Origin of the sequence: Sandarakinorhabdus sp., assembly GCF_041689835.1 — a bacterium.
Taxonomy (GTDB): domain Bacteria; phylum Pseudomonadota; class Alphaproteobacteria; order Sphingomonadales; family Sphingomonadaceae; genus Sandarakinorhabdus.
On sequence record NZ_JBDNFM010000113.1, the window covers coordinates 1 to 21,266 of the forward strand.

General features: G+C 64.7%; 18 protein-coding genes. 10 read left to right on the forward strand and 8 right to left on the reverse strand.

Annotation, left to right across the window (positions count from 1 at the left end; translation table 11 throughout):
- The first annotated feature begins 219 nt into the window (after positions 1–219).
- A complete protein-coding gene (locus ACESL8_RS05885) occupies positions 220–807 on the forward strand; it encodes a TMEM165/GDT1 family protein (protein ID WP_372916793.1) in 588 nt (195 codons plus the stop codon).
- On the opposite strand, the gene ACESL8_RS05890 is transcribed toward ACESL8_RS05885, so the two are convergent.
- Genes ACESL8_RS05890 through ACESL8_RS05905 form a run of 4 tightly spaced genes read right to left on the reverse strand, consistent with a single transcriptional unit; the run spans position 800 to position 6,929 of the window.
- Positions 800–2,011: a CaiB/BaiF CoA transferase family protein gene (locus ACESL8_RS05890; protein ID WP_372916795.1), complete on the reverse strand. Its 1,212-nt coding sequence runs from the start codon at positions 2,009–2,011 to the stop codon at positions 800–802. The two genes, ACESL8_RS05885 and ACESL8_RS05890, sit on opposite strands and share 8 nt — an antisense overlap.
- Before the next feature lie 11 nt (positions 2,012–2,022).
- A complete protein-coding gene (locus ACESL8_RS05895; protein WP_372916797.1) occupies positions 2,023–3,915 on the reverse strand; it encodes a hydantoinase B/oxoprolinase family protein in 1,893 nt (630 codons plus the stop codon).
- A 3-nt stretch (positions 3,916–3,918) separates the two neighbouring features.
- The gene (locus ACESL8_RS05900) at positions 3,919–5,973 is read right to left on the reverse strand and encodes a hydantoinase/oxoprolinase family protein (protein ID WP_372916799.1); all 2,055 of its coding nucleotides are present in this window, start codon (positions 5,971–5,973) and stop codon (positions 3,919–3,921) included.
- A complete protein-coding gene (locus ACESL8_RS05905; protein WP_372916802.1) occupies positions 5,970–6,929 on the reverse strand; it encodes a hydroxymethylglutaryl-CoA lyase in 960 nt (319 codons plus the stop codon). Before ACESL8_RS05905 ends, ACESL8_RS05900 begins: the two co-directional genes overlap by 4 nt.
- A 58-nt stretch (positions 6,930–6,987) precedes the next feature.
- On the opposite strand from ACESL8_RS05905, the gene ACESL8_RS05910 reads away from it, so the two are divergent.
- On the forward strand, positions 6,988–7,623 hold the full coding sequence (locus tag ACESL8_RS05910) for an isochorismatase family protein (protein ID WP_372916804.1): 636 nt from the start codon (positions 6,988–6,990) through the stop codon (positions 7,621–7,623).
- Here the strand turns inward: ACESL8_RS05910 and ACESL8_RS05915 are convergent.
- On the reverse strand, positions 7,599–8,276 hold the full coding sequence (locus ACESL8_RS05915; RefSeq protein ID WP_372916806.1) for a GntR family transcriptional regulator: 678 nt from the start codon (positions 8,274–8,276) through the stop codon (positions 7,599–7,601). The genes ACESL8_RS05910 and ACESL8_RS05915 overlap by 25 nt on opposite strands.
- A gap of 146 nt (positions 8,277–8,422) precedes the next feature.
- Here ACESL8_RS05915 and ACESL8_RS05920 point away from each other — a divergent pair, with 146 nt between their 5' ends.
- Entirely contained in the window at positions 8,423–11,044 is a 2,622-nt protein-coding gene (locus ACESL8_RS05920) for a TonB-dependent receptor (RefSeq protein ID WP_372916808.1), read from the forward strand.
- Positions 11,045–11,219: 175 nt separating this feature from the next.
- Here the strand turns inward: ACESL8_RS05920 and ACESL8_RS05925 are convergent, their stop codons facing one another.
- Positions 11,220–11,822: a TIGR02466 family protein gene (locus tag ACESL8_RS05925; RefSeq protein ID WP_372916843.1), complete on the reverse strand. Its 603-nt coding sequence runs from the start codon at positions 11,820–11,822 to the stop codon at positions 11,220–11,222.
- Positions 11,823–12,029: 207 nt separating this feature from the next.
- Here ACESL8_RS05925 and ACESL8_RS05930 point away from each other — a divergent pair, with 207 nt between their 5' ends.
- The gene (locus ACESL8_RS05930) at positions 12,030–13,217 is read left to right on the forward strand and encodes a right-handed parallel beta-helix repeat-containing protein (RefSeq protein ID WP_372916810.1); all 1,188 of its coding nucleotides are present in this window, start codon (positions 12,030–12,032) and stop codon (positions 13,215–13,217) included.
- Between the two features lie 5 nt (positions 13,218–13,222).
- Here ACESL8_RS05930 and ACESL8_RS05935 read toward each other — a convergent pair whose 3' ends face one another.
- Both ACESL8_RS05935 and ACESL8_RS05940 read right to left on the reverse strand, forming a co-directional pair.
- Positions 13,223–13,720 (reverse strand): N-acetyltransferase family protein, encoded by a 498-nt coding sequence (locus ACESL8_RS05935; RefSeq protein ID WP_372916812.1) that lies wholly within the window; start codon positions 13,718–13,720, stop codon positions 13,223–13,225.
- Entirely contained in the window at positions 13,717–14,058 is a 342-nt protein-coding gene (locus tag ACESL8_RS05940) for an ArsC/Spx/MgsR family protein (protein WP_372916815.1), read from the reverse strand. Before ACESL8_RS05940 ends, ACESL8_RS05935 begins: the two co-directional genes overlap by 4 nt.
- Positions 14,059–14,283: 225 nt before the next feature.
- Between ACESL8_RS05940 and ACESL8_RS05945 the strand changes: the two genes are divergently transcribed.
- The 6 genes from ACESL8_RS05945 to ACESL8_RS05970 all read left to right on the forward strand — a co-directional run bounded on the left by ACESL8_RS05945 (position 14,284) and on the right by ACESL8_RS05970 (position 21,264).
- Positions 14,284–15,408 (forward strand): CaiB/BaiF CoA transferase family protein, encoded by a 1,125-nt coding sequence (locus ACESL8_RS05945; RefSeq protein ID WP_372916817.1) that lies wholly within the window; start codon positions 14,284–14,286, stop codon positions 15,406–15,408.
- Between the two features lie 10 nt (positions 15,409–15,418).
- Positions 15,419–16,585 (forward strand): deoxyguanosinetriphosphate triphosphohydrolase, encoded by a 1,167-nt coding sequence (locus ACESL8_RS05950; RefSeq protein WP_372916820.1) that lies wholly within the window; start codon positions 15,419–15,421, stop codon positions 16,583–16,585.
- On the forward strand, positions 16,582–17,730 hold the full coding sequence (locus ACESL8_RS05955) for a serine hydrolase domain-containing protein (protein WP_372916822.1): 1,149 nt from the start codon (positions 16,582–16,584) through the stop codon (positions 17,728–17,730). Before ACESL8_RS05950 ends, ACESL8_RS05955 begins: the two co-directional genes overlap by 4 nt.
- Positions 17,727–19,127, forward strand: a complete 1,401-nt coding sequence (locus ACESL8_RS05960; RefSeq protein ID WP_372916824.1) for a serine hydrolase domain-containing protein — start codon at positions 17,727–17,729, stop codon at positions 19,125–19,127. Before ACESL8_RS05955 ends, ACESL8_RS05960 begins: the two co-directional genes overlap by 4 nt.
- A 124-nt stretch (positions 19,128–19,251) precedes the next feature.
- Positions 19,252–19,875, forward strand: a complete 624-nt coding sequence (locus tag ACESL8_RS05965; protein ID WP_372916826.1) for a hypothetical protein — start codon at positions 19,252–19,254, stop codon at positions 19,873–19,875.
- 84 nt (positions 19,876–19,959) lie between these two features.
- Entirely contained in the window at positions 19,960–21,264 is a 1,305-nt protein-coding gene (locus ACESL8_RS05970; protein ID WP_372916828.1) for a DNA-packaging protein, read from the forward strand.
- Positions 21,265–21,266 lie beyond the last annotated feature (2 nt).

Sequence of the window (21,266 nt, forward strand, 5' to 3'; positions counted from 1 at the left end):
CTTCCACCGCATCGCCGGTGATTTCCAGGTTGTTGTCGATGGTGGCAGGCGCAATGAAATTTGGTGAGGAAGGGGTAACGACAAGGGCGGGCGCTGTGGCTGCGGCCGCAGAAGCGGCCACCAGCAGGGGCAAAATGGACATTTACGTATTGTCTGCCCCTTGTAACCGACGCGCAAGAGCCAGCTTGCGCGCCGCGACCACATGCCTATGCAGGCGCAATGGACAGCAGCCTTGCCATCATAGCCACCGCAACCGGCCTGGTGGCTCTGGCCGAAATCGGCGACAAAACCATGCTGCTGGCCATCCTGCTGGCGGCGCGGTTTCGCCAGCCGGGCGCGGTGATCGCCGGCATCCTGGTGGCAACATTGGCCAATCACGCGCTCGCTGCCTGGGCCGGCGCGGCGCTGGCCGGCTGGCTTTCCGGGCCGTGGTTCCAATTGGCCGTGGCCATCGGCTTTCTGGCCATGGCGGCGTGGACACTGGTGCCCGACAAGATGGACGAAATGCCGACGGTGGCCAGCGGCACCCAGGCCTTTGTATCCACGACAATCGCTTTTTTCGTGGTCGAAATCGGCGACAAGACACAGGTGGCCACCATCGCGCTGGGCGCCCGGTTTCAGGATGTGCTAGCCGTCACCATCGGCACCACGCTGGGCATGATGATTGCCAACGTGCCGGCCGTGCTGCTCGGCGAAAAACTGCTGGAGCGCGTGTCGCTGGGGGCCGTGCGCACAGGCGCTGCTGCCGTGCTGGCGGTGCTGGGATTGGCGATGCTGGCAGCGCTGTGGCCGCAACTGGTCAGATGATGTTGCGGGCTTTCAAGTCGGCCAGTGCCGCGCCGTCCAGCCCCAGCAACTCGCCATAAACCGCATCATTATCCTGCCCGATGTGTTCGGGCGCCCGGCTGCGCACGCTGCCTGGTGTGACCGACAATTTCGGGAAGACATTCTGCATCTTTACTTCGCCCCAGCGCGGGTGCGGCACAGCGATAATGGCATTACGCGCGGCAAAATGCGGATCGTCCAGCATGTCCTGCGGGCGGAACAGCCTGCCCGCCGGCACCCCGGCTTCCACCATCTTGTCTTCGAGTTCGGCAATGGTCAGCACCCGTGTCCATGCGCCGATCAGATCGTCCAGTTCCTGCTGATGCTTGCCGCGCGCCACATGGCTCACATAGCGCGGGTCCGCGGCCAGTTCCGGGCGGCCCATCGCGCCGCATAGCCGGCCGAACACCGTGTCCTGATTGGCGCCGATCAGATATTCGCCGTCCTTGCACGGATAGACGTTGGACGGCGCGATGCCCGGCAGCACGCTGCCCGAACGTTCGCGCACATATCCGCTCGCGGCATATTCCGGCACCAGCGATTCCATCACCTGCAGCACCGCTTCATACAGCGCCGAATCCACCACCTGGCCCTTGCCGGTGGCATGGCGGTGATTGAGCGCAGCCAGCGCGCCGAGAGCGCCATAGGTAGCGGCCAAGCTGTCCCCGATGGAAACTCCCATGCGGCTGGCTGGCCGGTCGGGATCGCCAACGATGGCGCGCCAGCCGCCCATCGCCTCGCCGATGCCGCCAAAGCCGGCGCGGCTGGAATAGGGGCCGGATTGGCCATAGCCCGACACGCGCACGATGATCAGGCCGGGATTCTCAGCCATCAGCGTTTCAGGTGAAAGGCCCCATTTTTCAAGCGTGCCGGGGCGGAAATTCTCGATCAGGATATCGGCCTTGGCGATCAGGGCCCGCGCCAGCGCCTGGCCTTCCGGCAGCCGCAGATTGCACGACACGGCGCGTTTGTTGCGGGCAACCACTTCCCACCACAACGGAAAGTCGCCGCGGCCCCAATCCCGCATCGGGTCGCCCCCGCCTTTGCCGATTTCTCCGGGCGGCTCCAGCTTGATCACGTCGGCGCCCATATCGCCCAGCAGCTGGCCGCAAAATGGCCCGGCAATCAGCTGGCCCATCTCAACGACCTTGATGCCCGCGAGCGGCCCGGTATTTTCCACACTCATCGCTGCCGTCCTTATTCGGCCGCGATGGCCATGCGGTGCCACACGGGCGGTTTGGGCGCTGGCAGGCCGGTTTCGGCTTCGCAGGCCGCGCGCAATTCCTCGATCGTACCGCCATAGTTGAAGATCGCCGGCTCAGCCGGCCGCGCCGCAGCAAGTTCGGCCCGCAATGCGGCCGTGGCGGCAGCGTCCACCAGGCCCTCACTGTCGGCCACCACGCCATAGGCCCGGGCACCGGCGGCGCTCACCAGTCCCTGGCGGATTTCCAGCCCGACCAGCGCCGGATCACGGCTCAGGGGGTTGCCCCAGCCCCCGCCGCCCCAGGTGATGAAGTGCAACTGGTCGCCGGCCTCGACAGCGAGGCTGTCGAGCTTGTTGGCGACGACGCTCTGCGTGCCGTCCGCCTTTTCGAGGATCTTGCGTGCACGGCTGCCGGGTTCGCCGCCGTTGACACCCCACGGATACGTGAACCAGCGGTCATCATGGATTGAAACCGTGCCGGCCGACAGGAAGCGGTACGACATCAGGATGCCATTGCCGCCGCGATTGAGGCCAGCACCGCCGGTATCGGCCAGCGCTTCGTACCGCTCGATGCGCAGCGGGAAATAGCGTTCCAGAAATTCGTTGGGCACGTTGGTGAAGCCCGGCCACAGCGAGTGGCCATCGGGGCCATCGCCGAACGGCTTGCCGGGGATGCCGCCAAAACCGATCTGGAACAGCTGGAACCATTCGCCGTTTTTTCCCGGCCGCTGGTCGCGCCCCGAATACATCAGGTGCGGAGACGATGAAAAACCAGCAGCGCACAGGAATTCCGGCGTGCGCTGGCCGAGCAGGCCGCCAAGGATATCGAAGATGCGGCCCAGCGCGTGGGTGCGGCCGGAAAGGGCGGCAGGATAGCGCGGCTTCAGCAGCGAACCTTCGGGGATCTTCACCTCGATCAGATCGTAAAAGCCATCGTTGAACATGATCTGCGGATCGAAGACCATGATCATGTAGATGCCGAAGAACATCTTGAACATGTTTTCATTCAGATAGAAATTGATTGCTGCATCCGACTGCGGATCGGTGCCGTCGAAATCCAGCACCACCTTGTCGCCAACGCGCTGCATGGTGCAGCGGATCTTGTAGGGGCCATAGCCCACACCGTCGTCGCAAACATAATCTTCGAAACTCACCTGGTCGGTGGAAACCGATTGGGCGATCAGCGCCTTCATGGCGCGGTGGTTGCGGGCCAGCAGCGCATCCATCGCGGCGACCACCTCGTCTTCGCCAAAGCGCCCGCACATTTCATCGATGCGCCGCGCCGCCACCCGGCATGATGCGATCAGCGCGTTCAAATCAGCCGCGCACCAATCCGGCTTGCGCGTCTGGTGCATCACCAGCTTGACCAGATCCTCGTTATACTCGCCCTTGCGCCAGATCTTCACCGGCGGAATGCGCACGCCTTCTTCGAAAATGGCGCGGGCGTCGATCGGCATGGAACCGGCGACCTTGCCGCCGATGTCGCTTTGGTGACCAAACATCGCCGTCCACGCCACCAATCGGCCCGAACGATACACTGGCAGCAGCACCAGCCAGTCGTTGGAATGGCTGATGGCGCCCTCACAGCTATAAGGATCGGACAAGAAAATCATGTCGCCTTCCTCGATGCTGCCGTCCCAGCCGTGCAGGAAGCCATCGATGAAGCTGCCGAACTGGCCGACGATCATCTTGCCCGCCGGGTTGGCGATCATCGGGAAGGCATCGCCCTGTTCGCGGATGCCGGGCGACATCGCAGTGCGCACCAGCGTGGCATCCATCTCGATGCGGGCGTTGCGCAGCGCATTCTCGATGATGTCGAGCGTGACCGGATCGATGGTTTTGGCCGCAAACGGGCGCGGATTGGTCTCGATGATGCGGGCGGGCATGTTTCAGGCCTCCGGTGTGATGAGGAGGTTGGCAAATTCGTCCACGACGGCGATGTGGCCATTGTGGACGAGTGTCGTCGAATCCATCTCGGTGATCACGGCTGGGCCTGGCACCACATCACCGGCACGCAATTTCGATCGGTCATAGATGACGGCGGCTCGGACTTGGCCCTCCATCCACACTTCATGCTCGCGAACGCGCGCTGCGGCAGGGTTGCCGTTGCCGCGCGTGAGGCGTTCGGCCGACACATTGGCGGCCTTGCCCAGCGCAACAACGCGGATGTTGACCAGTTCCTGCGGCACCGAAAGGTTGAAGGTAAACAATCGCTTGTGCTCGGCATCGAAACGCTCGGCGAGGCTGGCGATTGTTGAACCGGGGGGCGAGAACAGCGGCACTTCAAAGGCCTGGCCGGCATAGCGGACGTCGATTTCGGTGCGGATTTCGATATCACTGGCGGCCACGCCTTCGGCCGCGAGTTCGGCGCTGGTCCGGGTGATCAGTTCCTCGATCACCGCATCCACTTCAATGTCGCTGGTGTGGGTGATGAGCTTGTTGAAGCTGCGTTGGGCATCGACGCGCAGGCGGGTGGTGGCATCGCCATAGGCACACAACACGCCGGGTGACGGCGGGATGACCACCGGCCAACTGCCCATCAGCATGCCCATGGCGTTGCCGTGCAGCGGGCCGGCACCGCCAAAGGCCATCAATGCGAAATCACGCGGATCATAACCCTGCTGCACGCTGACCAGACGCAGCGCGCCAAACATGGTTTCGTTGACGATAGCGACGATGCCGGCAGCCGCTTCGAACAGCGGCAAGCCAAGCGCGTCCGCCACCGTCTGCACGGCGCGCTTCGACGCTTCGCGGTCGAGCTTGAAGGTGCCGCCGAGCAGGTTTTCCGGCAGATAGCCGAGCACCACGTTGGCATCGGTTACGGTGGGCAGTTCACCGCCGCGGCCATAGGCGGCCGGGCCAGGCACGGCGCCAGCTGATTGCGGGCCGACGCGCAGCGCCTTGGTGAGTTCGGGCACGGCGGCGATGGAGCCGCCGCCGGCCCCCACCGTTTTCACGTCCAGCGACGAAGCGCGCACGGTGAGGTGGCCCACGCTCGTTTCACGGCGCAGGCGGGCCTGGTAATCCTCGATCAGCGCGACATCGGTGGACGTGCCGCCCATGTCGAGTGTGAGCACGTTGGGGAGCAGCGCGTTTTTCGCGATCCACACCGCGCCTGCCACACCGCCGGCCGGGCCAGACATCAGCAGATTGACCGGCGCCGCGCGGCTCTTTTCGGCTGACATCAGCCCGCCGTCGGAACGTAGCAGCAAAAGCTTGGCTGGCGTGCCCCAATCCTTGAGCGCAGCTTCAAGATTGCCGACATAGCGCGACACCGTCGGGCGCACGGCGCTGTTGGCGACGGTGGTGAGAGCGCGTTCATATTCCTGCATTTCCGGCAGGATATCGGCCGACAGCGATACCGGAATGCCGGGCAGTTCTTCGGCGCAGATTTCAGCGACGCGGCGTTCGTGCGCGTCGTTCATATAACTGTTGATCAGGCAGACGGTGATGGCTTCCACTTTCTCCTCGGCCAGCCGCTTGAGGTTCTTGCGCAGCGCCGCTTCGTCGAGCGGACGGACGATTTGGCCATCGGCGCCCATGCGTTCGGGCGCTTCGATCGTGGCTTCCAGCGGCGCCATCGGGGTTGGCTTGGGCCAGACAATCCAGGCCGCCAGCCCGCCCGGCACCAGGCTGCGGGCGATCTGCAAGATGTGACGATAGCCTTGGGTGACGATCAGGCCGACGCGGGCGATCTTGTGTTCCAGCACCGCGTTGGTGGCGACGGTGGTGCCGTGCAGGAACAGCGACACATCGGCTGCTGAAATTCCCGCCTTTTCACATAGTTGGCGGGCGCCGGCGATCACTGCTTCGGATGGATCGTGCGGGGTGGAAGGCACCTTGTCGCGCACGGCGCGGCCGGTGGCCTCGTCGATAACGATCAGATCGGTGAACGTGCCACCAACGTCGACGCCCAATCTGTAACTTTGTGGCCGATAGCTCACGATTTTGCTCCGGTTGGAATTGGCCGCGCGATGAAATCACCAGCTTTGCCCGCCCGGCTGGGCAGTTCGCGGCCCATGATGGCGGCAAACCAGCGATTGGCTTCCAGCGTGGTTTCAAGATCATAGCCGGTGGCGATGCCCGACCGGCCAAACAAATAAAGCAGTTCCTCGGTGCCGACATTGCCGGCAGCACCCGGCGCAAATGGGCAGCCGCCCAGCCCGCCGAGCGCCGAATCAAAGGTGCGACACCCAGCCTGATACCCCGCCCAGGCGTTGGCCGGGGCCAAGCCGCGCGTATCGTGCAGGTGTAGGCGAATTGGGATCGGGGCGATGGCTTCGATCACGCGGGCGGTGAGGTCGCCTACCTGATTTGGCACGCCGACGCCGATGGTATCGGCCAGCGCGATTTCCTGCGCGCCGGCATCGGCCATGCGCTTGGCCAATTCGACTATGCGGTCTGCCGGCACCGGACCTTCGTAGGGGCAGCCGAATGCAGCGCTGATCGTGACCTGCGCGAACAGGCCCGCCTCGCGTGCCATTTTCAGCATGGCGGTGTTGGCAGTGATGCCATCGGCGATAGTCTGGCCCTGGTTGGCGACGCCGAACGTGTCGCTGGCGACCAGCACGCAGCCGGCTTCATCCAGTGGGCGCGGATTGGCCTGCGTGGCGATGGCGCGGGCGACGCCGCGTTCGTTCAGGCACAGGCCGATGAAGCGGACGCCGGGCGCTTCTGGCAGGCCGGCGGCCACGGCTTCGGCGTCGCCCATTTGGGGTACCCGGCGCGGATTCACGAACGACACAACTTCGATACGGCCGGCACCCGCCGCCACCATGCGGCCAACCAATGCCAACTTGTCGTCACTGGAGACCAGCAAAGCTTCATTTTGCAGGCCGTCGCGGGGCGAAACCTCGACGATTGTCACCGGATCGGTGGTTTGTGTGGTGGTGAGAGCCATACCGTTTTGTATACAAAGACGGGATGCGCCTGTATAGTCGGCGTGGACGGGAGAAATCGTGGTTCACGCCAATCCGGATGCTGATTATGCTGCGGCGGGCTTTGGCCAGGGCTTGGTGCTGGGGCACCGCCCGGCGCTTTTGATGATCGATTTTGCGCGGGCTTATTTTGTTTTGGATTCGCCGCTTTATGCCGGCGTGGAGGCCGCCCGTGATGCCGCAGCGCGCGTGATGGCCGCCGCCCGGGCCAATCGCGTGCCGGTGTTTCACACGCGGGTGGAGTATGAGCCTGGCGGCGGCGATGGCGGCATGTTCTTCCGCAAGATCGCGGCGCTCAAGGTGTTCGAGACCGGCAGCGCGCTGGGTGACTTCGAGCCGCCGCTGGAGCCGGCACCGGGCGAGACGGTGATCACCAAGCAATTTCCGTCGGCGTTTTTCGGCACCGATCTGGCGGTGCAACTGAAGCGCGCAGGCATCGACACGCTGGTGATCTGCGGACTTTCCACCTCGGGGTGTGTACGGGCTTCGGCGGTGGATGCGATCTGCCATGGTTTCGTGCCGGTGATTGTGCGCGAGGGTGTGGGCGACCGACTTCAATCCGTTCACGACGCCAATCTGTTTGATCTGGCCGCCAAGACCGCCGAACTGCGCGGCATGATGGAAATAATTACCTATTTCGAAGGGCTTGCGTTCTGAAAGGCGTGCAGGGCACGGCGGATGTGGGCGGTCATCACTGCCCGCGCCCAATCCTCATCGCGCGCCGTAAAGGCCTGGATCATCTGGTCGTGCTCATGCGCTGATCGTGCCAGATCGGCGCGGTCATAGCGGGCGGCAGTGCGGCGCACGATCGGTTGTTCCACGAGACCGGCCAGCATGGCGGCCAGCCGCGCCGAGGATGACGCGCTCAGGATTAGGTCGTGAAAGCGGCGATTTTCGGTGAGGAAGCGCGCGATGTCGGGTTGCGGCTGGGCCACGGCGGCTTCGATGGCGGCATTGCAACGCTTGAGTTCAGCCAGCCCCGCCGCCGTCATCCGGCGAGCGGCGCGGGCGGCGGCATGGCCTTCCAGCATGGCGCGCAAGGCAAACATTTCAGCGACATCGTCACTGTCCCACTCGGCCACCACCAGCCGGCCGCCGGGGGTGCGTGACGCATAAAGTTCCGATTCCAGCCGGCGCAGCGCCTCGCGAATCGGCGTCCGCGATACGCCCACGATATCGGCCAGCGCTTCCTCGCGCAGCGGGGTGCCGGGGCTGGCATCGCCGGCCAGGATCAGGCCGCGGATTTCCGTATAGGCCCGGTCGGAAGCACTGGCGGCGGCGCGGCTGGCACTGGTTGCGTTACCTGGCATGTTCACCCTGTTGCAAAATGGTCGCGCCGCCCGATGATTTGCTGCGAAGCGGACGAAAGCTGGCTTGCCACCGCGCGATTCTGTATACAATAGCGGGTATTCAGTTGTCACGAAACTGTAGTCTGACAGGGCGGGAGCGGGGAAATATGACGCGGATTTGCAACCAAGCGCAGGGCTTTGTGGAGCCGGCGCTACCGGCCGCTGCCAATATTGGTCCGGCGGTTGGCCGGCCGCTGCCGGCTGCTGCCGGCGCGACTGCATCGCGGTTCGCGCGATTGCTGCTCGGCGTTTCCGGGCTGATGCTGGCCAGCATGCCGGCCCTGGCCCAGCAGGCATCCGCTGAAGACGACACCGGCGAAATCCTGGTGACGGCGCGGCGCAACAGCGAACGCCTGATCGACGTGCCGGCCACGGTTTCGGTGGTCACTGCCGAAACGCTGGCTGCCACCGGCACCTTCCGCAGCCAGGAAATCTTGCAGCTTGTGCCCGGCGTCACCATCGTTTCGGGTTCGGCCGAAGCCGGTGACACCCAGATCAACATCCGCGGCCTCAACGGCGCCCGCGACGCCGAATCCAGCGTCGCGCTGGTGGTCGATGGCATCCTGAAAACCAACACCGCCCAACTGAACCAGGTGCAAGGCACACTGCGCCAAGTTGAAGTGCTCAAGGGGCCGCAGGGCGCCATCTATGGCCGCAATGCCGCCGCTGGCGCCATTGTGATGACCACGGTGAAACCGGGTGACGTGCTGGAAGGCGGCTTTCGCGCGAACTATGGCGAACTCGCCACCGGTCAGGCGTTTGGCTATGTCGCCGGGCCGCTTTCGGATCGCATCGGCTTTGTGCTGTCGGCCAATTATCAGACTACCGATGGATACTGGCGCAACGAATTTCTGAGCAACAGCAAGGTTGTCGACGATCAGGAAAACTATGGTCTCGACGGCCGTATCATCGCCAAGCTGAGCGATGCCACCACGCTGGATGTGAAGGCCCGCCATGCCCGCCTTACCGGTGCATCGATCAACTTCAATGCCAGTTTCCATCTGCCGAACTTTGCGGCTGTGAACCCGGCGTTTTATGAAAATGTCAACGACCGGCCGTTCCGCTATTACGGTAACATCCGCCCGACCAACGAGCAGACCACCTGGGAAGCCTCGGCCCGGCTGGAGCATGATTTCGGGACCGGCAAATTGTCGACCTGGATGCTGTTTTCCGATGTTGACCAGTCGCTCACGGCGGACGGCACCTCGGCCGATTTCGCGCGCTACACCTTCCCCGGTGCAACGCCAACCAGCGTGGCTGCGTCCAATAGCTGTTTTGCCACCACGGCTGCGCTCACCGGCTACCCGCTGGCGCCGCCCGCCTTCATCGGCCAGATCCCGGTGCCGTTCATCTTTGCCCCGGCCAACGGCTCCACCTTCGGTGCCTACAGCCCGACCACCTGCGATGGCACTCAGCTGCAGACCCGCAGCCAGAAGGACATTTCGGGCGAAATCCGCTATGCCTCCACATTGGGCGGCCCGATCGACTGGTCGGTCGGCCTCTATTATCTCAACATCGATCGCGAAACCGGCATCAGTCTTGGTGCCGATCTGGGACGCGGCGTATCGCCCACGCTGTATAACGCGCCTGGCTCCTCGAACCCGACCAGCCAGCTGTTCAATGATCGCTTCCGCACCGATGTCTATGCCGCGTTCGGCTCGCTCGATTGGAAGCCGGTGGAGCAGTTCACCGTGGGCCTCGCCTTGCGCTATGACATCGAACGCCGCCGCGCTGAAAACCTGGTGCCGTTGGTGCTCGATCCGATCAGCGGCGGGCCGATCAACCCCGGCCAGGCGGGCGGCCCGATTGCGCCCGTGGCGGGCACCTTCAAGCAGCTGCAGCCCAAGGTGACGCTGGCGTACAAGCTGAATGACGATACCAATGTGTTCGCCAACTGGGGCGTGGGCTTCAAGGCCGGTGGTTTCAACAACCAGGGCTCCGCCGCCATCGTCCGCAACAATTTCACCGGCCCCGGCACCATCGGCGCCGGCGTGACGATCAACGACCAGTATCGCCTGGAACGCTCGTCTGCCTTCGAAGCCGGCATCAAGGGCAATGTGCTGGATGGCCGCATCAGCTATGATCTGGCCGGCTATTTCACCCAGGTCCGCGACATGCAGTTCTTCGAATTCTTCGTCGGCGGTTTTGGCCTGCTGCGCGTGGTGTCGAACATCGACAAGGTGGAGATCTGGGGCGCCGAGCTCAACCTGAACGCCAAGATTGTCGATGGCTGGACCATCTTTGGTTCGGGCAATCTCAACGGCAGCGAGATCAAGGCGAACCGCAGCCGGCCCGACACGCTGGGCAACAAGAGCCCCTACACCGCCGACTATACGCTGAATGTCGGCACGCAGGTCAGCCTGCCGATCAGCGATGCGCTCAAGGCCAATTTCCGCGCCGATTACCGCCTGACCGGGCCAACATGGTTCCACAGCGTGCAGGATCAGGAAAAGCCGACGCTGTTCAGCGGCTTGCTCCCCATATCGGCGCTGGCGCTGCCGGCGTTCGTGGGCAACGCACGTTATGACGTCACCCGGCGCGATCCGTTCGGCATCGTCAATCTGCGCGCCGGCATCGAAGGCAAGAATTGGCAGGTATCGGTGTTTGCCAATAATCTGCTCGATAAATTGTGGCTGAACGAAGTGATCCCGGCGGTCGAATTCGGTGGGTCGTTCATTTCGCCCGGCCAGCGCCGGGTGATTGGCGGCGAACTCAGCTTCAAGTTCTGATAGCAATCAGCTCTGGGCCGCCTCCGCCCGGGGTCGGCCCACTTGGCGGGGAAAGCCCGCCCGGCCCGTCGCTCCACCCCACCCAGGAGCGACGGGCCGAATGCGTTCTTGGGGCGCGGAAAAAGCCGGGCCCTGCGTCAAGCACGGGCCGACGAACGAGCGATGAAACTGCCCCTCACGCAAAGTTGAAGCTGATCGAGACGCGGTCGGCCTTGGCGGCGCTGGGCATGACTTCGTGGCGCAGCCAGCTTTCCCAGAGCAGCAGATCGCCTGCCGCCGGTTCGATGTGGACGAAGTTGCGTTGCTCGGCTGGCGCGTCGGCGGTGCGTGGGGGGCTGTGCATCAGCATGGGCAGGCGCGGGTCTTCGAAACGGATGGTGCCGGCGCCGGGGGGGACCTCGATATAAAGCGTGCCTGAAATGATGCTGTGCGGGTGGATGTGGCCGCTGTGGCCGCCGCCGGGTTTGAGAACGTTGACCCACAGGCTGTCGAGCTTTGGCTTCCGCCCGGCCATGTCCATGTGTGCGCCGGCGGCAAAGGCGCTGGCCTGGCGCACCAGCCAGCGCGCCAGTTGGCCAAAGGCGGGATCGCGTACCGGCAGATCATTGAGCGAAGCATAGCTGGTATAACCGCGATAGCGGTGGTCGCGGCTCCAGCGGCGGCCGGCGGCATCATCCTGCGCCAAAGCCTGAACGCTGTGCGCCAGATCGGTGAGCAGGCCGGCATCATCGAGCCGGGCCTGCCAGAGCGGGGTGGGGAACAGCAGTTGCATCGCCATGCCGGTGCCCATGGCGGCTTGTGACCGGGCCGGCAAGCCCGGAGGAGACAACATCCGAAATGGAGAAAGAGCACAGTCGCGGCACGCAAGCTCCAATATGGTGCAGCCGTTACCAGCTTGGACAGGGTTTTCGCCAGCGCGGCAGAACCGTTGCCAACCGGAGGGCCTGTCATGGGCCTCCCGGCGGACAGCCAGGGAGAAACAGGAATGACGCCGATCCGACTGCGCCCGACGATGACCGCCGGCATTGCATTGCTGGCGCTTGCCTTAGCCACTGCGGCCGCAGCGCAGCAGGTGATAACTTTGAACCCGACCAGCAACCAGCGCGCTGTGCTGGCTGGGCTACGACCGGGCGATACATTGCGCATCACTGGCAGTTATGTCGCTCCGCTGGTGATCCGCAACCGTGATTTCGGCAACGTGCAGGTGGATGCCAGCGCGGCCACCTTCCAAGGCGGATTGGTGCTGTCGAACGTGCACAATCTGGCCTTTTCGGGCGGAACCTATGGGCGCAGCGATCTCGACCTTCCGGCTTGGCACACGGTGCGGGTAGAGTTCAGCAGCAACATCAGCCTGGCGCAGGGCCGGTATCTGGGGAACAACGACAATCGCGGATCCGGCCTGCTGGTGGTGAAATCCAACCAGGTGACCGTGCGCGATTCGCAATTTATCGGCCATGGCAGTGGATTGAGTGTGCGATCATCGAGCAGTGTGCTGGTGACGCGCAACGCCATCACCGGCAGCTTTGCCGATGGCATCAACGTGGTCGACAGCCAGCGCGTGATTGTCTCGTCGAACAGCTGTTCCGCCTTCACGCCCGGTCCCGGTTCGCACCCCGATTGCATCCAGTTGTGGAGCCTGTCGGGCCGGCCGCTGCAATCCGACGTCGCCATCCTCAACAACAGCGCCATCGGCAGGATGCAGGCCTTTGTGTCATTCGATCCGCGCACAGGCAGCGGTGAGCGGCTGATCTTTGCCGGCAATTATGCCGCCATCACCTACACCCACGGTGTCAGTTGCACGCGATGTAACGATAGCATCTTCATCGACAACGTGCTGACCAACCTGCCCGAAGCACGCTGGGGGGCGCCCACGGTGCGGCTGACCGAGGGGCTGCGCAACCTGGTGGCCAACAACCAGTCGTTCGATGTGCGTGGGCTTGCCGGACAGCCCGGTTTTGCCCTTGCCCAGCCCAGATGGTCCAGTTTCACGCCGGCTTGGTCTGGCGGGGTGGGCAGCCAGATCGGCAGCCTGTTTGCGGGCAGTTTAGGCAGCCAATCGGTATCGGCGAGCAACGTGCCCGAACCGGCAAGCTGGCTGCTGCTGGGGTTGGGCTTTGCCGCGATCGGCCGTCAGTTGCGCCGTAGCCGTGGGCCGCGGTGGGTGATGGCCTGAGCGCCTCAGCCGATCAGGCTGCGCTGCATTATCACGATATCGAGCGGCTTGCCGAATTTTTCGCCGATCTGTTTGAGCAGGCCGGCCTGTTCAAAGCCGCAGGCGGCGTGCAGCCCGATGGACGCGTCGTTGCTGGAACCGCCGATCACCGCGATCAACTGGCGGAAGCCTGCCACGCGCGCTGCACTGCTGACCGCCATCAACAGGGCGTGGCCGATGCCGGTGCGCTGGGCATCGGGCGCCACATACACGCTGGTTTCGGCGCAATAACGGTAAGCAGCACGATCGCGGAACTGGGTAACATAGGCATAGCCATCCAATGTGCCCATCGTCACATGCACCAACCACGGCCAACCGTGCGATTTCACCTTCATCAACCGCTGCGCCATTTCGGTGGCTGATGGCGGCTCGATTTCGAAACTGGCGGTGCCGGTGAGCACGGCGGGGGCGTAAATGGCGGCCAGCGCGGCTGCGTCTTCCGTGCGGGCGGGGCGGATGCTCATGCCGCGTCCAGCGCGCGTTCGGCCGGGCGGGCGAGCACGGCGGCGCGCGGGCCGATCACCACCGGGCGGTTGATCAGGATCGGATCGGTCAGCATGGCGGCCAGGATCGTCGCGTCATCAGCATCGGGCAGGCCGCGTGCCTCGGCATCAGTGCCGCGTGTGCGCAGCAGTGCCTTCGCCCCGCCCACGGCCGCTGCAACGCGGGCCAGCGTGGCGGCATCGGGCGGGGTTTTCAGATATTCAACCACGTTCACCGCATGGCCGCGTTCATGGAGCAGCGCCAGCGCCCCGCGCGACGTGCCGCATTGGGGATTATGCCAGATGGTGATGCTCGCCATGCCGAACGCCGCTGCCAACCCTTTGGGGAGCCCTGGATTGGCTGCCCTTCTCGTGATCAGTCAGGCATGGCCGGCCGGGGCAAGTCCAGCGATGCCGGGCGGCAAGATGATGGGCATCGCCAGAACCGAGGTCAGCCCCGTGTTTCCCCCCTGCCATCGCCAACAGCTTGACCTTCCCGGTGTGCGTGGCACGAGTGGACCATAACCGATTGGAGAGAGACGAACATGGCCGGGCCGCTGCAGGGGATCAGGATTATCGAATTGGCGGGCATCGGGCCGGGACCGTTTGCGGGGATGATGCTGGCCGACCACGGGGCGGAGGTGATCCGGGTGGATCGGCCCGGCGCGCGGATTGATGCGCGCGATCCGCTGCTCAGGGGGCGGCGGGTGATCGGCGTGGATCTCAAAAGCGCCGAGGGCAGGGCGCTGGTGCTCGATCTGGTGAAATCGGCTGATGCGCTGTTTGAAGGGTTTCGGCCGGGCGTGACGGAGCGGTTGGGGCTGGGTCCGGCGGAATGCCATGCGGTCAATCCGGCGCTGGTTTATGGCCGGATGACAGGGTGGGGGCAATATGGGCCCTATGCCAATGCCGCCGGGCACGACATCAACTATATCGCGCTGGCGGGCGCTCTGCACGGCTATGGCCGGGCTGGCGAAAAGCCGACGCCGCCGATCAACATGGTGGGCGATTTTGGCGGCGGCGGCATGATGCTGGCGTTCGGCATGGTGGCGGCGCTGCTGCACGCCAAGACCACCGGCCAGGGCCAGGTGATCGATTGCGCGATGACCGACGGGGCGGCAGCGTTGATGGCGATGATCTGGGGTTTCCGCGCCAACGGCATCTGGAAGGACGAGCGCGGGGTAAACCTGCTCGATACCGGGGCGCACATGTATGACACGTATGAGTGTGCGGACGGCAAGTGGATTAGCATCGGCAGCCTGGAGCCGCAATTTTATGCGCTGCTGTTGGAGAAAACCGGGCTGAAGGATGACCCGGCATTTGCCTCGCCCATGGATGCCGCGCAGTGGCCGGCGTTGAAGGAACGGCTGACGACGTTGTTCAAGACGCGCAGCCGCGATGATTGGTGCGCGGATATGGAGATGACCGACGTGTGCTTTGCGCCGGTGCTTTCGATGAGCGAAGCGCCGCTCCACCCGCACAACGCCGCGCGCGGGACGTTCGTTGAGGCGGACGGCGTGATGCAACCGGCCCCGGCGCCGCGCTATTCGGCGACGGTAAGCGATGCGCCGCGCATGACCAAAACAGCGGATACCGACGCGATTTTGGCGGAGCTGGGTTATGACGCGGGCAGGGTGGCTTCGTTGAAGGCGGCCGGGGCTGTGAAATGAGGGTGGGTCGTTGACCCTCGCGCCTTACGCCGCCCACTGGCAAGCGTCACGCGGGCGCCTGCACCCGGAAGCGCCGTCGGCGACGCGCAGCCCGTTTGCGCGTGACCGGGACCGCATCATCCATTCGGGCGCGTTCCGCCGGTTGCGCTATAAAACGCAGGTGTTTGTCGCGCCCGACGGCGATCATTTCCGCGTGCGGCTTACGCACAGCCTGGAAGTGGCGCAGATCGCTCGCAGCCTGGCGCGGGCGCTGGCCGTGGACGAGGATCTGACCGAGGCGCTGGCGCTGGCGCATGATCTGGGCCACCCGCCGTTCGGGCATTCGGGCGAGGATGCGCTGGAACGCGTGATGGCACAGTGTGGCGGATTTGATCACAATGGCCACGCCCTGCGCATCGTGACGCAGCTTGAATGCCGGCACCCCGGTTTTGACGGGCTGAACCTCACATGGGAAACGCTGGAAGGGTTGGCCAAGCACAACGGGCCGATCTTTGAACCCGGCTGGGCACTGGCCGGTGTGGATGCGGCGTGGCCGCTCGATCTGGCCAGTCATGCCGGGCTGGAGGCGCAGATTGCCGCCATCGCCGACGATATCGCCTATGACAATCACGATCTGGATGATGGCATCCGTGCTGGCCTGTTCGATATCGACGAGGTTGTGGCGGCGGTGCCGTTTGTTGCCGAGTGCTGGGGCGCGGTCACGCAGCGCTGGCCCGGGATTTCGGCGCGGCGGCGGCTGGTGCCGGAACTGGTGCGCGAACAGATGGGGCGGATGGTGACAGACCTGCTTGTCACCACGCGCGCCCGGTTGGCGGCGATCGATGCGGCCAGCGCCGACGATATCCGCGGCGCCGGCCACACCATTGCCGGCCTGTCGGATGGCCTGCAGGCTGAAGTGCAGGCGTTGAAGGCTTTCCTGCGCGAGCGCATGTACCGTGCGCCGGCGGTTGCCCGGTTGCGGGACCCGTCGGAAGAAGTGGTGACTGGCCTGTTCGCGGCCTTGCACGCCGATCCCGCCCGGCTGCCCGGTGAATGGCCTGCCACCTGCCCGGCCGGCGAGCCGGGGCGGGCGCGGCACGTCGGCGATTATGTGGCTGGCATGACCGATCGTTATGCGTTGAAACTTTATGAGCGGTTGATCGGCCCGTCGCCGCTGCCGCAGGAGATGGTGACATGAACGACGTTCACGGTTTTGTGCATCCCAGGTTCGAAGCTGTGCGCTGTGCGTTTGCAGCAGCGCTGGAGCGCGGCGATGACATTGGTGCCAGTTTCGCCGCGACGCTTGATGGGGAGCCGGTGATCGACCTGTGGGGCGGCTGGGCCGATGCGGCGCAGACGCGGCCGTGGGAAAAGGACACGATCGTCAACGTCTATTCCACCACCAAGACGATGACGGCGCTGACGGCGTTGTGGCTGGCGGATCAGGGCGAATTGCAATTTGAGCGGAAGGTGGCGCATTACTGGCCGGAGTTTGCAGCGGCAGGCAAACACGACGTGACCGTGGCGCAGCTGATGAGCCACGCTGCCGGGCTGTCGGGTTTTGCCGAGCCGATGCAGCCGGCCGACCTGTATGATTGGGACCTGGCGTGCAGCCGGCTGGCGGCGCAGGAGCCATTTTGGAAACCGGGCACGGCGCCGGGCTATCACGCGCTCACGCAAGGCTTTCTGGTGGGTGAAGTGGTGCGGCGCATCACCGGAAAATCGCTGGGCACGGTGTTTGCGGAGCAGCTTGCCGGGCCGCTGGGTGCTGATTTCCACATTGGTCTGGATGCAGCGCACGATGGCCGGGTGGCGGATCTGGTGCCGCCGCCGCAGGGCGCATCGATCAGCGATGGGCCGCAATCGGCGCTGGCCAAGAACATGGCAACCAACCCGCCGATCAATCCCTTGGAAACCCGCACGCGCGGTTGGCGCGCGGCAGAGATTCCGGCGGCTAACGGGCACGGCAATGCGCGATCGGTCGCGGCGGTGCAGACTCTGATGGCCAACGGCGGTGTTGCATTATCGAAAGATGGGGGCGGCAAACGTCTGCTGAGCGAGGCGGGGGTGCGCAAGGCGCTGGAATTGCAGATCGAAGGCCACGATCAAGTGCTGAACATGCCGGTGCGCTATGGCATGGGCTATGGCTTGGCCGGGCCGACGCGGCCGATGCCCAACCCCAACACCGTGTTCTGGGGCGGTTACGGCGGATCGCTGGTCGTGGCCGACATGGATGCGCGGCTGTGCATGTCTTATGTGATGAACAAGATGGCTGGCACCACTGTGGGCGATATGCGCGCCGGGATGTTGATGGCCGGCGTGTGGGGAGCGTTGATGGCATGAAACAGGCTTTGATTGCGTTGGCGCTGCTGGCGGCTCCTGTTGCGGCAGCGGAAGATCCGCCCAAGGGTACGCATCGCTTGGCGCTGGCGGCGGGGTACAAGGCGGCGTTCCTGTGTTCGGGCCGCTGGAACGCCGGGCAGAGCGTGGAGGCGATCACGGCGGACGATCTGACTGGGGTGTATCCGGAGATTCAACCGATGCTCGCTGGTTTGGACGCGGTGATTGATGAAAGCGCGCGAACCGTATCGGTGAAATTTTCCGAAATGCTGCCGCCGAGGATTGCGGTGTGGCGGCCGTTGCTGGGCTGCGCGCAATTGCCGATCGGGGCGAAGGCTGATGCCGCGCGCCAGGTGCCGCGTCTGGCGCCGGGGCAGCGCCGGCCTGATCTGGCCAAGGTGGATGCGCTGCCGTGGCCGCACGGTGATGCCAGCGCGGTGCAGCCGCTGGCCGATGCGGAGCGGCAAAATGTGGTGAACGCGGTGGTGCAGGCGGCGTTCGGCGCGGGGTATCGCAGCGACCGCACCACGGCGGTGATCGTGCTGAAAGACGGCAAGATCATTGCAGAACACTATCGTTCCGGCTGGACGATGCACACGCCGCAGCGCACATGGTCGGTGGCCAAGTCGATCGCCGCGACGCTGGTGGGGCGCGCGGTGCAGATGGGGTTCGTGAACGTGAACTCACCAGCGCCAGTGCCGCAATGGCAGGGTGCTGCAGGCCTTGGCGGCGATCCGCGTGCCGCCATCACCTGGAACCAGTTGCTGCGAATGAACAGCGGGCTGTGGACGGCGGGGCCGGGCAACCGCAGCGATGAAGCCTATATTGGCGGGTCGACCGTGGCGCAGACCGCCGCTGTGATGCCGTTGGAACATGCGCCGGGCAGCCATTTCAATTACAGCAACAACGATATCATGCTGGCTGGCCTTGCCCTGTCGCGCCGGCTGGGACGAGATGCGCTGGCGTTTCCATTCACCGAATTGCTGTGGCGCACAGGCATGACGCGCACCACGCCGGAAACCGATTGGCGCGGCGATTTCATTCTGTCGAGCCAAGTATGGACCACCGCGCGCGACATGGCGCGGCTGGCATTGTTGTATCAGAACGGCGGCCGCGCCGGCGGAGCGCAGCTGTTGCCGCCGAACTGGCCGGCCTTTGTCGAGCGCGCCGGTGGGACGCAGCCCGAAACGGGGCCAGGCTATGGCGCTGGTTTCTGGCGCTGGGGCAATCAGCCGGGACTGCCGGCAGGCACCTACGCAATGAACGGCAATCGCGGCCAGTTTGCGGTGATCGTGCCGGGCAGTAACATCATCGTGATCCGGCGTGGATTCGACCTGAGCGGGCAGGGGTTCGACATGCCGCGCTTTGCTGCCGACGTGGTGGCGGCAGTCAATAAATAACCAAATAGGCACATTTATGCTTGACTAGCGTAACGCTTTTGGTTATCAATACGGCATGCCTGCGGAATCGGTTCGAAAGCGCCGGGTTAGCCGCAGTGATCCATCCCCCTGCCGGGAGGCGTTCATGCTGATTGACGAACCAAAATTGGCTGCTGCACCGGCCGTGACGGCGGCGCCCGAGCAATTTGATGTGCCGACTGCGCCGGTAAAAGCATGCATACGTGACCGGTCGCGGGAACGGGTGCGTTATCGGCCAGGTTCGCGCCTGGTGGTCAAATTGATTGGCCAGCGCAAGGATCGTCTGGCCTTTCTGGAGCAATTGTCGCGCTGCGGCGATCCAGCCGTGGCGGCGGACCAACTGGGCCTGCCCGTTTATGAACTGTTCCGGTATCGCGATGTCGATCCGGCGTTTGCGGCGGAGTGGCTGGCAGCGGTGAATTATGCCTGGGAACGAGTGGAAAGCCGGGTGCTGGCTGCCTTGCTGGGCCAGTTTGCCGACGGCGATGCCCTGCCCGGTAAGGGCAGCGATGCCCTGCCCGGTGAAGGCAGCGGCGCCGCCAAACCCAAGCGGGCAACGTTGGGATCGGGCGCGGGGCAAATCGATACACGGCTGGCGCTCGCCATCGTGGGCCGCCGCGACAAGCCGGTAACCCATACCGGGGCTGGCCGTGTGCCCGATGGTGTCGGCGCGGCGCGGCTGCGGGTGGAATTGCGGGCGTTGGCCGGATTGGCTGACGCCGCAAAATGAACCGTTCCGGCACGGCCGGGTCGAATATCGTTTGATTTTTCAGTCCGGCCAAACACCGGCTCTGGCGGAGACTGCGCTATGGCCGTGGACGACGCCTCATCGCTGATCGACTATTATCGGGCGTTGCCGGCCGCCACCTGCCGCCAATTGCTGCGCCGCCACGGCGAGGAGTATTTGCTGGCGACGTTGCTGGGTGACGGCAGTTTGCGCCCGGCCCAGCGCGCGCCGGCAGGCGACTGGGGCATCTGGGTGATCCTGGCCGGGCGTGGTTTCGGCAAGACCCATGCCGGCGCACAGTGGGTGCATGCCAGTGCTGCTGGCGCTCGCCCGCGCCGGATCGCACTGGTGGCCCCCACGCTGGACGTGGCGCGGGCCGTGATGGTCGAAGGCGAATCCGGGCTGTTGGCGCGGCTGCCGCCAGGTGAAACGCTCACCTGGCAGCCGAGCACCAAGCGCCTGCAGTGGAGCAACGGCAGTGAAGCGCGGCTGTATTCGGGGGCCGAAGCCAATGCGCTACGCGGCGGCCAATTTGATTTTGCCTGGGGCGATGAATTTGCGCACTGGGCAGGCGGCGAGGATACGGTGATGAACCTGCGGATGGCGACCCGGTTGGGCGCGCTGCCGCAGATCTTGCTGACGACCACGCCGCGGCCGCTCGCTTGGCTGAAGTCCCTTGTTGCTGAACCGGGCGTGGTGCTCACTCGCGGTTCCACTGGCGACAATGCAGCCAATCTGCCGAAAACCTATCTGGCACGTTTGGAACGGCGCTTTGGCGGTACGGCAACCGGCCGGCAGGAACTGGCCGGCGAGATTGTGGATGATCTGGAAGGCGCATTATGGACCCGCGCCTTGATCGAACGTCAGCGCAGTGCCGCGCCGCAAGGTGTGGCCCGGGTGGTGGTGGGTGTGGACCCGCCTGCGGCTGGCGGCACCTGCGGGATCGTGGTGGCAGCGCTGGGCGAGGATGGCCATGCCTATGTGCTGGATGATGCCAGCGTGACGGCGCAGCGGCCCGAGCAATGGGCGCGGGCCGTGGTGAAGGCCGCCGATCGGTGGGCGGCTGATCGGGTGATTGCCGAGGTGAACCAAGGCGGTGACATGGTGACGGCGATGCTGAAATCGGTGGACGCCGGTTTGCCGGTGCTGGCGGTACGTGCCAGCCGCGGCAAGGTTGCCAGGGCCGAACCGGTGGCCGCGCTTTATGGTGAAGGCCGGGTGTTTCATGCCGGCGTGTTTCCGGCGCTGGAAGACCAATTGTGCGGGCTGCTCGCCGATGGCCGTTATGCCGGGCCGGGGGTATCGCCGGATCGCGCCGATGCCAGTGTCTGGGCGCTGACAGCGCTGTTGCTGTCGCAACGCGCCGGATTGCCGACCGTTCGCAATCTCTAACC

Excerpts from the sequence above, each read along its gene's own strand:
- ACESL8_RS05885 (WP_372916793.1), top strand. The coding sequence starts at position 220 with ATGGACAGCAGCCTTGCCATCATAGCCACCGCAACCGGCCTGGTGGCT.
- ACESL8_RS05890 (WP_372916795.1), bottom strand. The coding sequence starts at position 2,011 with ATGAGTGTGGAAAATACCGGGCCGCTCGCGGGCATCAAGGTCGTTGAG.
- ACESL8_RS05895 (WP_372916797.1), bottom strand. The coding sequence starts at position 3,915 with ATGCCCGCCCGCATCATCGAGACCAATCCGCGCCCGTTTGCGGCCAAA.
- ACESL8_RS05905 (WP_372916802.1), bottom strand. The coding sequence starts at position 6,929 with ATGGCTCTCACCACCACACAAACCACCGATCCGGTGACAATCGTCGAG.
- ACESL8_RS05915 (WP_372916806.1), bottom strand. The coding sequence starts at position 8,276 with ATGCCAGGTAACGCAACCAGTGCCAGCCGCGCCGCCGCCAGTGCTTCC.
- ACESL8_RS05920 (WP_372916808.1), top strand. The coding sequence starts at position 8,423 with ATGACGCGGATTTGCAACCAAGCGCAGGGCTTTGTGGAGCCGGCGCTA.
- ACESL8_RS05925 (WP_372916843.1), bottom strand. The coding sequence starts at position 11,822 with ATGGCGATGCAACTGCTGTTCCCCACCCCGCTCTGGCAGGCCCGGCTC.
- ACESL8_RS05930 (WP_372916810.1), top strand. The coding sequence starts at position 12,030 with ATGACGCCGATCCGACTGCGCCCGACGATGACCGCCGGCATTGCATTG.
- ACESL8_RS05935 (WP_372916812.1), bottom strand. The coding sequence starts at position 13,720 with ATGAGCATCCGCCCCGCCCGCACGGAAGACGCAGCCGCGCTGGCCGCC.
- ACESL8_RS05940 (WP_372916815.1), bottom strand. The coding sequence starts at position 14,058 with ATGGCGAGCATCACCATCTGGCATAATCCCCAATGCGGCACGTCGCGC.
- ACESL8_RS05945 (WP_372916817.1), top strand. The coding sequence starts at position 14,284 with ATGGCCGGGCCGCTGCAGGGGATCAGGATTATCGAATTGGCGGGCATC.
- ACESL8_RS05955 (WP_372916822.1), top strand. The coding sequence starts at position 16,582 with ATGAACGACGTTCACGGTTTTGTGCATCCCAGGTTCGAAGCTGTGCGC.
- ACESL8_RS05960 (WP_372916824.1), top strand. The coding sequence starts at position 17,727 with ATGAAACAGGCTTTGATTGCGTTGGCGCTGCTGGCGGCTCCTGTTGCG.
- ACESL8_RS05965 (WP_372916826.1), top strand. The coding sequence starts at position 19,252 with ATGCTGATTGACGAACCAAAATTGGCTGCTGCACCGGCCGTGACGGCG.